The sequence below is a fragment of the Pseudomonas sp. RSB 5.4 genome, from assembly GCF_037126175.1.
Classification (GTDB): domain Bacteria; phylum Pseudomonadota; class Gammaproteobacteria; order Pseudomonadales; family Pseudomonadaceae; genus Aquipseudomonas; species Aquipseudomonas fluorescens_H.
Genome location: NZ_CP146986.1, coordinates 5,673,059 through 5,686,962 on the forward strand (window position 1 = coordinate 5,673,059; position 13,904 = coordinate 5,686,962).

The 13,904-nt window shown below is 61.4% G+C and carries 12 protein-coding genes; 8 read left to right on the forward strand and 4 right to left on the reverse strand.

From position 1 onward, the window contains the following. The first annotated feature begins 31 nt into the window (after positions 1-31). The 6 genes from V9L13_RS25500 to V9L13_RS25525 all read left to right on the forward strand — a co-directional run bounded on the left by V9L13_RS25500 (position 32) and on the right by V9L13_RS25525 (position 6,446). Positions 32-337 carry a DUF3649 domain-containing protein gene (locus tag V9L13_RS25500; RefSeq protein WP_095139564.1) on the forward strand — a complete coding sequence of 102 codons (306 nt, stop codon included), beginning with the start codon at positions 32-34 and terminating at the stop codon, positions 335-337. Next, the gene (locus V9L13_RS25505; RefSeq protein WP_338800847.1) at positions 334-1,923 is read left to right on the forward strand and encodes a PepSY-associated TM helix domain-containing protein; all 1,590 of its coding nucleotides are present in this window, start codon (positions 334-336) and stop codon (positions 1,921-1,923) included. Before V9L13_RS25500 ends, V9L13_RS25505 begins: the two co-directional genes overlap by 4 nt. After that, positions 1,923-2,249 carry a DUF3325 domain-containing protein gene (locus V9L13_RS25510; protein WP_103485828.1) on the forward strand — a complete coding sequence of 109 codons (327 nt, stop codon included), beginning with the start codon at positions 1,923-1,925 and terminating at the stop codon, positions 2,247-2,249. The genes V9L13_RS25505 and V9L13_RS25510 overlap by 1 nt, the downstream gene beginning before the upstream one ends. Before the next feature lies 1 nt (position 2,250). Next, positions 2,251-2,817, forward strand: coding sequence for an RNA polymerase sigma factor (locus tag V9L13_RS25515; RefSeq protein ID WP_003221797.1), 567 nt, complete (start codon positions 2,251-2,253; stop codon positions 2,815-2,817). After that, a complete protein-coding gene (locus tag V9L13_RS25520; protein ID WP_338800848.1) occupies positions 2,814-3,803 on the forward strand; it encodes a FecR family protein in 990 nt (329 codons plus the stop codon). The genes V9L13_RS25515 and V9L13_RS25520 overlap by 4 nt, the downstream gene beginning before the upstream one ends. Positions 3,804-4,016: 213 nt before the next feature. Next, entirely contained in the window at positions 4,017-6,446 is a 2,430-nt protein-coding gene (locus V9L13_RS25525) for a TonB-dependent receptor (RefSeq protein WP_338800849.1), read from the forward strand. Positions 6,447-6,589: 143 nt separating this feature from the next. Here V9L13_RS25525 and V9L13_RS25530 read toward each other — a convergent pair whose 3' ends face one another. Then, positions 6,590-7,465, reverse strand: a complete 876-nt coding sequence (locus V9L13_RS25530) for an AraC family transcriptional regulator (RefSeq protein WP_338800850.1) — start codon at positions 7,463-7,465, stop codon at positions 6,590-6,592. A 254-nt stretch (positions 7,466-7,719) separates the two neighbouring features. Here V9L13_RS25530 and V9L13_RS25535 point away from each other — a divergent pair, with 254 nt between their 5' ends. Continuing rightward, positions 7,720-8,622 (forward strand): DMT family transporter, encoded by a 903-nt coding sequence (locus V9L13_RS25535; protein ID WP_338800851.1) that lies wholly within the window; start codon positions 7,720-7,722, stop codon positions 8,620-8,622. Positions 8,623-8,646: 24 nt separating this feature from the next. Here the strand turns inward: V9L13_RS25535 and V9L13_RS25540 are convergent, their stop codons facing one another. The 3 genes from V9L13_RS25540 to V9L13_RS25550 all read right to left on the reverse strand — a co-directional run bounded on the left by V9L13_RS25540 (position 8,647) and on the right by V9L13_RS25550 (position 12,110). Next, positions 8,647-9,156 (reverse strand): DUF2165 domain-containing protein, encoded by a 510-nt coding sequence (locus tag V9L13_RS25540; protein WP_338800852.1) that lies wholly within the window; start codon positions 9,154-9,156, stop codon positions 8,647-8,649. A gap of 149 nt (positions 9,157-9,305) precedes the next feature. After that, positions 9,306-10,280, reverse strand: a complete 975-nt coding sequence (locus tag V9L13_RS25545) for a D-glycerate dehydrogenase (protein WP_338800853.1) — start codon at positions 10,278-10,280, stop codon at positions 9,306-9,308. A gap of 861 nt (positions 10,281-11,141) precedes the next feature. Continuing rightward, complete coding sequence (locus V9L13_RS25550) at positions 11,142-12,110, reverse strand: LysR family transcriptional regulator (RefSeq protein WP_045122300.1); 969 nt, start codon at positions 12,108-12,110, stop codon at positions 11,142-11,144. A 274-nt stretch (positions 12,111-12,384) separates the two neighbouring features. Between V9L13_RS25550 and V9L13_RS25555 the strand changes: the two genes are divergently transcribed. Continuing rightward, complete coding sequence (locus V9L13_RS25555) at positions 12,385-13,884, forward strand: efflux transporter outer membrane subunit (protein WP_338800854.1); 1,500 nt, start codon at positions 12,385-12,387, stop codon at positions 13,882-13,884. Positions 13,885-13,904: the final 20 nt, after the last annotated feature.

Genomic DNA, 13,904 nt, shown 5'->3' on the forward strand with positions numbered 1-13,904 from the left:
GTCGGACGTTTTTTCGTTTCAGGGTCGAAACATGAAAGGCAAACTCGCCTCACTTCCCATGTCTTATCGTCTGGCCGTCACCTCGCGGGTGCTGGCGGCGGTGTTCGGCGGCTATCTGGTCGCGGCGCTGGCCAGCGTGGCTCTGACGATGTGGTTGCCGTTGAGCCGCGCCGAAGCTGTAGTGACGGGCATGACCATTTCCTTTCTGGTCTATCTGGTTGCGGTGCTGTGGTGTTTCGCTTGTCGCACGGCATGGTCGGCGTGGGTCGGATTGCTGGTGCCGAGCGTGATTCTGGCGACGGTGTCCGGGGCCGCACGGGGCTTGGGCTTCGCATGAAAGAGGGCTTTCGCCAGTCGATGGCCTGGCTGCACACCTGGACGGGACTGGTGTTCGGCTGGCTGCTGTTTGCGATTTTCCTGACCGGGACACTGGCCTATTTCAAGGACGAAACCACGCACTGGATGCAGCCGGAAATCCCTTTGCGCCCGCTCAACGCCGAAGCGAGCCTGACGCTGGCGCAAAACTATCTGCAACAACGGGCGCCGAATGCTTCACGCTGGCGGATCGGCCTGCCCAGCGCCCGCGAACCCGGCCTTTCCGTCAGTTGGCAAGACACTCCGGCCAGCCCTGGCAAGCGCGGCAAGTTCACTGAAAAGACGCTCGACGCGCAAACCGGAGCCGAAGTAGAACCCCGGGAAAGCATGGGCGGCGAATTCTTCTACCGTTTCCATTTCCAGCTGCAAATGCCCTATCCGTGGGGCCGCTGGCTGGCGACCAGTGCGGCGATGGTGATGTTCATCGCGTTGATCACTGGCATCATCACCCACAAGAAAATCTTCAAGGATTTCTTCACCTTCCGCCCACGCAAGGGCCAGCGCACTTGGCTCGACGGCCACAACGCCGTGGGTGTGCTGGTTTTGCCGTTCCACCTGATGATCACCTACAGCAGCCTGGTGATTTTCATGGCGATGGTTATGCCGGCGAGCATTCTGGCGACTTACGGCAACAACCTCGGTGCGTTCTACGATGAAGTATTTCCTGAAACGCCGCTGCCGGAGCGCGCCGGCCAGCCAGCGACATTGCCGCCGATGGCTGCGCTAATGACGCGCGCCAGTGAGCACTGGGTCGGCGGCCACGCGACACGGGTGACGGTCACTAACCCCGGCGATGCCAATGCCTCTGTGCAGTTTTCCCGTGCCAGTTCCGACAAGATCACCTACGAGTACGGTAGCGATGTGACCTTCAATGGCGTGACCGGGCAGTTGCTCGGCGCCACAGCGGACAAGCCGCTGCCGATGGCGATTGCCGGGAGTTTTTACGGTTTGCACATCGGCCGGTTCGCCGGTCCGGTACTGCGCTGGCTGTACTTCCTCTGCGGCCTGGCCGCTACGGCGATGATCGGCACCGGGCTGGTGATCTGGCTCGGCAAGCGTCAGCTCAAGCACGCAAAAAGTGGCGTGATGCCGTTCGAGTTACGGCTGGTCGAAGTGCTGAACATTGCCAGCATGGCGGGATTGGTCAACGCGGTTGCGGTGTTCTTCTGGAGCAATCGTCTGTTGCCGTCGAGTCTCGATGGGCGGGCCGATTGGGAGGTGAACGCCTTCTTCATCGCCTGGGGCTTGAGCGTGGTGCACGCACTGCTCAGGCCTGGGCGCAAGGCTTGGGTCGAACAACTGGTGCTGGCAGCGCTGCTGTTCGTCACGGTGCCGTTGCTCAATGCGTTGACCACTTCGCATCACCTCGGCGTCACGCTGGCACAAGGTGACTGGGCGCTGGCCGGTTTCGACCTGACCTGTCTCGGCGCCGGTCTGTTTTTGACGTGGGCCGCCTGGAAGATGCAGCGCGCCGGGCATAGTGTGCGAGTGAAAAAAACGCCCCGCGAAAGGGCGCGGCCAATCACGCTCGAGCAGGGGACGAACTGATGCTGCTGGCGTTGCTGCTGTGCTATGCCGGATTCACCGCGTTGTGCCTGTCGATGCCACGGCATCACGACGAACTGCTGGGGCGCAAACCTTCAGCCCGGCGTGGTCGGGGTCTGAAACTCTTCGGTTGGCTCATGCTGGGCCTGTCACTCTGGGCCACCGTGGCTGCCAACGGGTGGGGCTTGGGTCTGGTCGACTGGTTCGCGGTGCTGATGTGCAGTGCGCTGGCGTTGGTACTGCTGATGCCGTATCGACCGAAACTGGCCTTGGTGCTGGCCGCTTTGAGTCTGCTGGCAAGCCCGGTCGCCGCCTGGGCGCAGTGCTGACATGTTGATCGGTCATCCTCCGGAATCCCGCGACGACGAGCCACACGGCGCGCGTGCGCATTTTCTCCAGGTGTTCCTGTCGCAGCGCTCGCAGATGGAAGCGCTGGTGAACCGGCGCGTCGGCTGCCGGGCCACGGCGGCAGATCTGGTGCAGGATCTGTTCCTGCGTTTCTGGCGTCGGCCACTGGTGCAGGTCGAAGAGCTCAGTACCTATCTTTTGCGTTGCGCCGGCAACATCGCCATCGATCATTTGCGCAGCGAAGGTACGCGGGTGCGGGTCAATGAGGGCTGGCAACCGGACGCGCCGGACAGCCACGGCAGTGAACCGCAAGCTGCGCTCGAAGCAGGCAATGATCTGCGCCATGTCGAAGCGGCGTTGCGCGCCTTGCCCGAACGCACTCGGCAGATCTTTTTGCTCAATCGCATCCACGGTCGCAAGTACGCGGACATCGCCAAGGCCATGGGCTTGTCCCAAAGCGCCGTGGAAAAACATATGATGCGCGCCCTCGAGGCCTGCAAGGCCAGCCTGCGCGAACCCGCGCCACGTTTGCCAGGGAAAGCACCGTGAATCACACCGACCGCGTCACTCCGACGCCGACTCAGGAACAGGCCGCACTCGCTTGGCTGAGTCTTCTGCATGACCGCCCGAGCAGCGGCGATCAACTGACCTTCAGCCAGTGGCTGCGCGCCGACCCGGCCCACGCCGAGGCCTACGCGCAGGCGCAAGTGCTGTGGGAGCTAAGCGAAAGTCCGGCGCGCACCCTGGCCGATGAAGATGCGTTTGCGTTGCAGGGTTACCTCAATGCGATGGATCGCCCGCGTCGCTCAGCGCTTGTGCGCTGGTCGGGCGCGCTGGCGATGGCCGCGTGTCTGATGCTGATGATCAGTCTCGGCACGGGCTGGCAGCCGCAGCGCTGGGTCGATGATCTGGGCGCCGATTACGTTTCGGCGCCGGGCGAGATCCGCACCGTGACGCTGGCCGATCAATCGCAAGTCACGCTGGATGCCGACAGCGCCATCGCCGTGGATTTCAGCCAGGGCGAGCGGCATGTGCAACTGCGTCGCGGTGCCGGGTTTTTCAGTGTCACGCATACCGGCGAGCCGTTCGTGGTCGAGGCCGAGAAAGGTCAGGCGCGGGTACTCGGCACGCAATTCGAAGTGCGTCTGCAACCCGGTGGCGCGCAAGTCACAGTATTGTCCGGACGCGTCGGCGTGACGGCGGATCGCGACGCGCCGCAGCAGATTCTGACGGCCGGCCAGCAAGTGGCCTACGGGCAGGGCACTGCGGAAAAACTGCACGCGGTGGACAGCGAAGCGCAACTGGCTTGGCGTCAGGGCTGGCTGAATTATTACAAGGCGTCACTGGCCGATGTGGTGCAGGATTTGCGGCGCTATTACCCGGGGCGGATCGTTGTACTCAACGATGAGCTGGCGGCGCGCAAGGTCAGCGGCAGTTTTCCGAGCAGGGATCCGCAGGCTGTGTTGAGTTCGCTGCAAGGGGTGATGGGGTTTGAGCAGCATCAAGTGTTGGGGCATCTGATTATTTTGCGCTAGGTCTACTGGCCTCTTCGCGAGCAAGCCCGCTCCCACAGGGGAATGTATTCCAGATGTGGGAGCGGGCTTGCTCGCGAAGGCGTCGGAACTACCGACGCTGCTCCCGAAAAATATTTTCAAAATTGTGGTGAGGTAAACCACAGGCCCATCCGTGTAGTGACTGAAACTGCGAGTCATTCGCATCCGTTGCGGTTCTACACAGGTCATTGAGCAATGAAGTCCAGGGCAAAATCGGGTTCGGTCAAACAGTGGTTGGGTGTTTCGGCATTGAGTTTTTGCGCATTGGCGCTGTTGCCGATGAGCGTGGCGCTCGCCGCTGAACCCGTCAGCAGCCCGGCGCAAAAGCAGTTCAGTTTTTCCCTGAGCGCCAAACCGCTGCCCCAGGCCCTGAGCGACTTCAGCCGTATCACCGGGCAAAGCGTGGTCTACACCGATGAAGCGCCGTACGGCCTCAACGCCCCGGCGGTCAGCGGCCAGATGAGTGCCGAACAGGCGCTGCAACGCTTGCTCAGCGGCTCCGGCATGACCTTTCGCCGCACCGACAGCCACACCTTCGCGCTCGAGCCGCAACCCACCGCGGGCGCCCTCAATCTCGGCGCCACCACCATCACCTCGATGCGCGACGAGTCGATGAGCTACCAGCCGCCGCAAACCAGTTCGGTGATGCGCTCCTCGGCTTCGCTGCAGGAAATCCCGCAGACCGTCAACGTGATCCCGGCTCAGGTCATTCGCGATCAGACCCCGCGCAATCTCGACGATGCGCTGGCCAATATCAGCGGCATTACCCAGGCCAATACCTTGGGCAGCACTCAGGATTCGGTGATGATTCGCGGCTTTGGCGACAACCGCAACGGCTCGATCATGCGCGACGGCATGCCGATCGTGCAGGGGCGCGGGATGAACGAGACCGTTGATCGTGTCGAAGTGCTCAAGGGCCCGGCCTCACTGCTGTACGGGATTCAGGACCCGGGCGGCGTGGTCAATCTGGTCAGCAAGAAGCCGGAACTGATCCAATACAACGCTTTGACCCTGCGCGGCTCGACCTACGGCGACGGCAAGAATGGCAGCGGCGGCAGCTTCGACAGTACCGGTGCGCTGGGCGATTCCGGCCTCGCTTATCGCATGGTGCTGGATCACGAAGACGAAGATTACTGGCGCAACTTCGGCACCCATCGCGAAACGTTGATCGCGCCATCGCTGGCCTGGTATGGCGAGCGTACCAAGCTGCTGTTCTCCTACGAACACCGCGAGTTTCTCACGCCGTTCGACCGTGGCACGCTGATCGATCCGCGCACCAACCATCCGCTGGAGATCTCGCGCAACGAGCGTCTGGACGAGCCGTTCAACGACATGGAAGGTCGTTCCGACCTGTACCACTTCGAGGCCGACCACGAACTCAACGACGACTGGAAAGCCCACTTCGGCTACAGCTGGAACCGCGAAACCTACGACGCCAGCCAGGTGCGCGTGACCGCCATCGACACCAAAAAAGGCACGCTGACCCGCAGCATGGACGGCACCCAAGGCGCGATCAGCACCGACCGTTTCACCACCGCCAGCCTTGAAGGCAAGGTCAACGTGCTGGGCATGCAACATGACCTGGTGTTCGGCGTCGACGACGAGTACCGCAAGATCTACCGCGCCGACCTGATCCGCCAGAAAAGCCTGAGCACCTTCAGCTACGTCAACCCGGTCTACGGTCGCGAAGTCGAAGGCACCACCGTCAGCCCGGCGGACAGTGCGCAGACCGATCTGCTGCGCAGCGATTCGGTGTTCCTGCAGGACTCGATCCACCTCAATGACCAGTGGATTCTGGTCGCCGGCGGGCGTTTCCAGGAGTACGACCAGTACGCCGGCAAAGGCGTGCCGTTCAAGGCCAACACCGACAGCAACGGGCAGAAATTCGTACCGCGCGCCGGTCTGGTGTATCGCTACACCGACGAGTTGTCGTTCTACGGCAGCTACACCGAATCGTTCAAACCCAACTCGACCATTGCCCCGCTCAGCGGCAGCAGCACCGTGCTCGACGGCAGCATCGCGCCGGAGGAAGCCAAGTCTTGGGAGCTGGGTGCGCGCCTGGATATGCCGGGACGCATCACCGGCAATATCGCGCTGTTCGACATCAAGAAACGCAACGTGCTGGTGGCCAATTCTGAAGGCCCGACCACTATTTACAGCGCGGCGGGCGAGGTGCGTTCCCGTGGTCTGGAACTGGACCTGACCGGCCAGCTGACCGACCGCTGGAGCCTGATCGGCGCCTATGCCTACACCGATGCCGAGGTCACCGAAGACCCGGACTACAAAGGCAATCGTCTGCAAAACGTGGCGAAGAACAGCGGCTCGTTGTCGGCGGTGTATGACTTCGGCAGTGTGATGGGTGGCGATCAACTGCGGGTCGGTGCCGGGGCGCGGTATGTCGGCGAGCGCGCGGGCAACGCGGTAAATGATTTCGACCTGCCGAGCTACACCGTGGCCGATGCGTTCGCCACTTACGACACGAAACTTGAAGGACAGAAGGTCAAGTTTCAGCTCAACGTGAAGAACCTGTTCGACCGCACCTACTACACCTCGGCGGCGAGCCGGTTCTTTGTGTCGATGGGCGATTCGCGGCAGATTTCGTTGTCGAGCACATTGGAATTCTGATCCGCAACCGCGTCATCGTTCTTCGCGAGCAAGCCCGCTCCCACAGGTTCCCCGGTCGGACACAAACGTCTTGAACGGCCGCAGACCTTGTAGGAGCGGGCTTGCTCGCGAAGAGGCCCGAACAGGCAATAAAAATCCCGCCTCTAGCGCAAAAACGCCTGTCGATATTCCCCCGGCGTCCCACCCAATACCTGCCGAAACCGGTTGGTGAAATGACTGGCACTGGCAAACCCGCACGCCAGCGCAATCTCCCCCAACGGCAACGCCGTCCCGCGCAACAACTCCCGCGCCCGGCTCAAGCGTCGCGCCAGCACGTACTGATGCGGCGGCAAACCAAAGCTCACGCGAAACATTCGGGCAAAGTGGTATTCCGACAGCGCACACAATCCGGCCAGTTGTCCGAGGCTGATCGGCTCGGCCAACTGACTGTCGATGAACTCGACCAACTGCCGACGCTGATGCGGCGCCAGTCCACCCTTGAGGCGCACCCCCTGACGGGCGCCGACCTGGCTGAGCAAGGTATGGCTGATCAATTCATGGGCAATGCTGCTGGTCAGCACGCGCTCGGCAGGCTCTTCCCAATTCAGCGTCAGTAACTGGCGAAAACGTCGCGCCTGCTGCGGATCCTCCAGAAAGGTCTGCTCGCGCAGTTGCATCTCCCGCGGCTCGCGATCAAGCAGCGTGACGCAACCGAGGGCAAATTGTTCGGCGCTGAAATACAGGTGAGCGAGGCGGATATCACCGTTGATCACCCAGCCGGATTCGTGATCCGCCGGCAGGATGCACAGCTTGTCCGGCCCACCCTTGTGCCCCGGTTGCCCGCGACGAAAAGTGCCGGTGCCGCCGGCGATGTAGCAGGACAGGGTGTGATGGCTCGGCGCTTCGTATTCCTGGGCGTCGTGGTGGTTGGTCCACAGGGCCGCAGACAAGCCGTCACCGAGCTCGGCGCTGTGCACAAGGCGTGCGTTCGGCGAGCGGTTGAGGGCTTGAAAGACTTGCAGGGTATCGATAGCGGCCATGTTCGGTTCTCTCCAACGCCTTGCATCCTACTCCGTAGACGTCGCGCTGCCAGCCTGTCGGGCGACAAAAGCGCAAGAATCTGCAAGCGCCCCGACCCTTGCTGCCGCACCCTGAATCGCTGTTAAACGTAAAACCTGTGGCGAGGGAGCTTGCTCCCGCTGAGTGCGCAGCACTCATGAACGGGGCCGCTTCGCAGCCCAGCGCGAGCAAGCTCGCTCGCCACGAAGTGTCCCGTGTCCTCAGGAGTCTCGTCATGAACCTTTCGCTGTATCTGCTGACCGTGCTGATCTGGGGCACCACCTGGATTGCCCTGAAATGGCAACTCGGTGTGGTGGCGATTCCGGTGTCGATCGTCTATCGCTTTGGCCTCGCTGCGTTGGTGCTGTTCGTATTGCTGCTGCTCAGTCGGCGACTGCAACCGATGAATCGGCGCGGGCATCTGATTTGCGTGGCGCAGGGGTTGTGCCTGTTTTGCGTCAACTTCATGTGTTTCCTGACGGCCAGCCAGTGGATTCCCAGCGGACTGGTCGCGGTGGTGTTTTCCACGGCCACTTTGTGGAACGCACTCAATGCACGGGTATTCTTCGGTCAGCGCATCGCCCGTAACGTGCTGATGGGTGGCGCGCTCGGCCTGTTCGGTCTGGGGATGCTGTTCTGGCCGGAACTGGCTGGCCATCACGCCAGCCCGGAAACGTTGCTCGGGCTTGGTCTGGCGCTGTGCGGCACCCTGTGTTTCTCTGCGGGCAACATGCTCTCGAGCCTGCAGCAGAAGGCCGGTCTGAAACCGTTGACCACCAATGCCTGGGGCATGGCCTACGGCGCGGCGATGTTGTCGGTGTGGTGCCTGGTCAAAGGGATTCCGTTCGACATGGACTGGTCGCCGCGTTACATCGGGGCGTTACTGTATCTGGTGATCCCGGGTTCGGTGATTGGCTTCACCGCCTACCTGACGCTGGTCGGGCGCATGGGCCCGGAGCGCGCAGCCTATTGCACGGTGCTGTTCCCGGTGGTGGCGTTGAACGTTTCGGCGTTTGCCGAAGGGTATCAATGGACTGCGCCGGCGCTGGTCGGACTGGTGTTGGTCATGCTCGGAAACGTTCTGGTGTTCCGCAGACCTCGTGCAATACAGGTGCCGGCTCAGGGAAAGTTGGCCTGATGGTGAATTGAGTCGGGCGCTGTTTCAGCGCTCGACTCTTATGACGATATAAATCAGCAGCGGAAATATGACGTCGACAATGTGTCGGGCCCAGTCCTTGGCGTTCCAGGTTTGTGAAGTATCCATGTCAAACCATTCAACGCCGATTACTTGCAGGCACAAGTAGTAGATAAACAGCGCGATCAATAAACCGATGATTGAAAACCGCTTTGCTTCGTGAAATTTTTCTTTCGAAGCATTTATGTTTTTCAACAGATGATAAGTGCCTAACAGGCAAAAAGCGGTGTAGGTCACTTCCAGCGTGATAATGAGCCAGTAGATCCGGTGGTGAAGCATGGGGGAAGTGATCGCACGATAGCGGATGCTGAGGTTGTGTTGGGTGGTGTCCATGCTCAGAACATGCCCGACATACTCATAGTTTGAAGCATAGTCAGTGAAGTTGCTGTACATCACCAGCAAGCCAAAAAAACTGATATAGCTCATCAGTATGACTTTGCTGAAGCGGATGATTTTATCCGTGGTCAGAGTGTTCAAGTGAGTGTTCTCCATGATGTTTATCGAGAAGTCGACAAGTCAGGAGAGTTTATAGCGGGTGTTTTTATTTCGGTGCAGGGTTGAATTTCAAAACATGTGCGGGGAAAAACTTGTCGGGCAAGTATCTTTTGATACTTGCCCGATGTTTTTTAACCGCGCCAGACCTGTGGGTTCACCAGATCCTGTGGACGCTCGCCGAGCAAAGCGCTGCGCAAATTGGCCATTGCGCGATTGGCCATGGCTTCGCGGGTTTCATTCGTAGCGGAGCCGATGTGCGGCAATGTCACTGCGTTTTTCAGCTGAAACAGCGGCGACTCGGCCAGCGGTTCTTTCTCGTAGACGTCCAGACCGGCGCCGCGGATGCGGTTGTTTTGCAGGGCTTCGATCAATGCCGGCTCGTCGACCACCGGGCCACGGGAGATGTTGACCAGGATCGCACCCGGTTTCATCAGCGCCAGTTCGCGGTGGCTGATCAGGTGACGGGTCTTGTCGCTGAGCGGTACTACCAGGCAGACGAAGTCGGCTTCGGCCAGCAGTTGGTCGAGGCTGCGAAACTGTGCGCCGAGTTGCTGTTCCAACTCAGTCTTGCGACTGTTGCCGCTGTAGAGGATCGGCATGTTGAAGCCCAGGCGTCCGCGGCGGGCGACGGCGGCGCCGATGTTGCCCATGCCGACGATGCCCAGGGTCTTGCCGTGCACGTCGCAGCCGAACAGCGGGGCGCTGACACTGGCCTGCCACTGTCCGGCCTTGGTCCAGGCATCGAGTTCGGCGACGCGGCGGGCGCTGCTCATGATCAGGGCGAAGGCGAGGTCGGCGGTGCTTTCGGTGAGCACGTCCGGGGTGTTGGTGAGCATGATTCCGCGTTCATTGAAGTAGGCGAGGTCGTAGTTGTCGTAGCCGACCGACACGCTTGAGACCACTTCCAGTTTTGTCGCGGTTTCGAGTTGGGCCTTGCCGAGTTTGCGGCCGACGCCGATCAGGCCGTGGGCGTGGGGGAGGGCTTCGTTGAACTGGGCGTTGATGTCGCCGTTCTTGGGGTTGGGGACGATGACGTCGAACTCTTGCTGGAGGCGTTCGATCATGGGCGGGGTGATGCGGCTGAAGGCCAGGACTGTTTTTTTCATCGGGCTTGGGCTCGGCTGTCTTGATTGCCAAGCACGCTAACATTTCTGTTTTGGGTTGTCTTGGCGGCCTTTGGGCCGACCATGCTCTTGGGGTTTGGGGTGTTTATCCGTTGCTTCGGGTGTCGCGGCTGGCGGTTTCGCCCTTACGGCGAGTCACTTTTTCAGACGCCAAAAAGTAACCAAAACGCTGGGCCCCGGCGTACGGCCCTCGCTTAGGCTCGGGTTCCTTCGTTGCGGGGTTCATCCGGGGGCATCGCCTCCGGTTTGCTTCGCTGCACCTCCTCTCGATGTATGCGGCTTCGCCGCATGGCGCTGCGCGCCTACCCCCGGATAAACCCCTCCACTCAGCCTGCCGATGGGGCCGGCACGGCAAGATCAAGAGCTTTCGGCGAGCTGACACTCGGCCATTTGAGTGGTGAAAAGCATGCGGTCTGTCTGGACTGCTTTGCTTTTCTGTGCGAGCTGGCTTGCCAGCGATGGCGGCCTGACAGCCGACCAGTCTCTAACTCATTCCCCCCAATCTCCCTGTGGGAGCGGGCTTGCTCGCGAAAGCGGTGCGTCAGTCACCGCAAGTGTTTGATGTGCTGACGCTTTCGCGAGCAAGCCCGCTCCCACTATGGCTCAGCTGTGTGCCGCAGATTGGGTGATTTCCACATTATCCAGCACCCGATTCACCGCCAGTTCAGCCAGCGTGATGATTTGCTGAATCGCCAGAATCGTAGTCTGCTGTGGCGGATCGACGTCAGCAGCAATGTCGCTGGTCCTGACTTGCCGAGGCCTGCGACTCCACTGGCGAGGGGGCAATCGACGCGAGCTGTCGTAAACGTACACAACGTCGTCGCCGTCTGATGGACGCCAATTTCAGGTCGCCACCCGAGCACCCGCCAGGCTGCCACTCAATTCATAAGCCGCCAGTTCCGCCTGATGCGCCGCCAATATCTCCGGCAGCGACCCGCGCAAATACTCGACCCACGTCTTGATCTTCGCATCCAGGTATTGCCGTGAAGGGTAGATCGCATACAGGTTGAGTTCCTGCGAGCGGTAGTTGGGCATGACGCGCACCAGGGTGCCGTTGCGCAGGCCTTCGATGGCGGCGTAGACCGGCAGGACGCCGACGCCCATGCCGCTGATGATTGCGGTTTTCATCGCGTCGGCGGAGTTCACCAGGAAGGGCGAGCTGTTGATGGTGACCATTTCCTGGCCTTCGGGGCCGTCGAAGGCCCATTTTTCCAGGGGGATCACCGGGCTCACCAGACGCAGGCAGGCGTGGTTCAGCAGGTCGCTGGGTTTTTGCGCGCAGCCGTTGGCTTTCACGTAGGCCGGAGAGGCGCAGACGATGCTGTAGGTGATGCCCAGGCGTTGCGAAACGAAGCCCGAGTCCGGCAGTTCGCGGGCCAGCACGATGGACACGTCGTAGCCTTCGTCGAGCAGGTCCGGCACGCGGTTGGCCATGGTCAGGTCGAAGGTCACGTCCGGGTGGGTCTTGCGGTAGCGGGCGATGGCGTCGATCACGAAGTGCTGGCCGATGCCGGTCATGGTGTGCACTTTCAGCTGGCCGGCGGGGCGGGCGTGGGCTTCGCTGGCCTCGGCTTCGGCTTCTTCGACATAGGCCAGGATCTGCTCGCAGCGCAGCAGGTAGCGCTTGCCGGCCTCGGTCAGGGCGATGCGCCGGGTCGTGCGATTGAGCAGGCGGGTTTGCAGGTGGGCTTCCAGGTTGGAGACCGCGCGCGAGACGTTGGCCGTGGTGGTGTCGAGTTGCACGGCGGCGGCGGTGAAGCTGCCGGCTTCGGCCACACAACTGAAGGCGCGCATGTTTTGCAATGTGTCCATGGGGTGCTCTCAAGGGAGATGGCAAATTGTGACACGAAGTTTCAGGGGCTGAGACCCCCGACCAAGGGATTATCTCGTTAACGGTAACAAAGATTCACAGGAATCCCAGCTTATCGCCACCAAGGCGCCCACCTAGAATTGCGCCGTTGTGGGAACGGGCTTGCTCGCGAAAGCGATTTCATCTTCAACGCGGCGTCTTCTGACAGAGCGCTTTCGCGAGCAAGCCCGCTCCCACAGGGCCTCGGTTCTTCCCCTTTTTCAGGAATTCGCAGCTGTGCCGCGTCGCATCAACAGAGCGCTTTTGCCGCTCAGTGTTCTGGCTTTTACCCTGGGTCTCAGCGGCTGCATCTCAACGCAAGGAATTGCCCCGCATAGCAAGGCATTGGAAGCCGACGCTCTGGCCACTGACGACGCCATCGCCCACGCCGCCAAAGACGCCAACTGGCCCACCGCACAATGGTGGCAAGCCTACGGCGACCCGCAACTCAATCGCTGGATCGACCTCGCCGTGCAGGGCAGTCCGACCATGGCCATGGCCGCTGCTCGGGTGCGGCAGGCCAAGGCGCTGGCCGGTGTCGCCGAGGCCGCCGAGTCGTTGCAGATCAATGGTGAGTCAACGCTCAAGCGCCACAACTGGCCGACCGACCAGTTCTACGGCCCGGGCGAGCTGGCCAACACCACCACCTGGGACAACAATGCCGCGCTGGGCTTCAGCTACGCCCTCGACCTCTGGGGGCGGGAAAGCAATGCCAGCGAACGCGCGGTGGATCTGGCGCACATGAGCGCCGCCGAAGCGCGGCTGGCGCAGCTGGAATTGCAGAACAACCTCGTGCGCGCCTACATCGAACTGTCGCTGCATTACGCCCAGCGCGACATCGTCGCCGCGACGCTCAAGCAGCAACAGCAGATTCTCGAGCTGGCGCAGAAGCGCCTGAACGGCGGAATCGGCACGCACTTTGAAGTCAGTCAGGCCGAAACGCCGCTGCCGGAAACCCATCGGCAACTCGATGCGCTGGACGAAGCAATCGCCCTCAGCCGCAACCAGATCGCCGCACTGGCCGGTAAAGGCCCAGGCGCGGGTGCGCAGTTGCAGCGGCCGACGCTGGCGCTGGGGGCAGCATTGAAACTGCCGTCGGCATTGCCTGCCGAGTTGCTCGGTCAGCGCCCGGACGTGGTTGCCAGTCGCTGGCAAGTGGCGGCGCAGGCACGCGGGATCGATGTCGCGCACGCCGGTTTCTATCCCAACGTCGATCTGGTCGGCAGCCTCGGCTACATGGCGACCGGTGGCGGGGCGCTAGAGTTTTTGACTGGCAAGAAGCTCAACTACAACGTCGGCCCGGCGATCTCGCTGCCGATCTTCGACGGTGGGCGTTTGCGCAGCGAGTTGGGCGAAGCGTCCGCCGGGTATGACATCGCCGTGGCGCATTACAACCAGACCCTGATCAATGCACTGAAGAACATCTCCGACCAGTTGATCCGCCGCGAGTCGATGGACAAACAGCAAGCCTTCGCCGCCGAGTCGGTGGCCACTGCGCAGAAGACTTACGACATCGCGATGATCGCCTATCAGCGTGGCCTCACCGATTACCTCAACGTGCTCAATGCGCAGACCTTGCTGTTCAAGCAACAGCAAGTGCAGCAGCAGGTGCAGGCGGCGCGGTTGAGTGCGCATGCGGAGTTGGTGACGGCGTTGGGTGGTGGCCTCGGGGCTGGCAATGACGTGCCCACTGCGGAGCAAACAGCAGCCCCGAAAACCCCGGCCCTGCTGCGGTGAACACAATCCCGACGGCATGC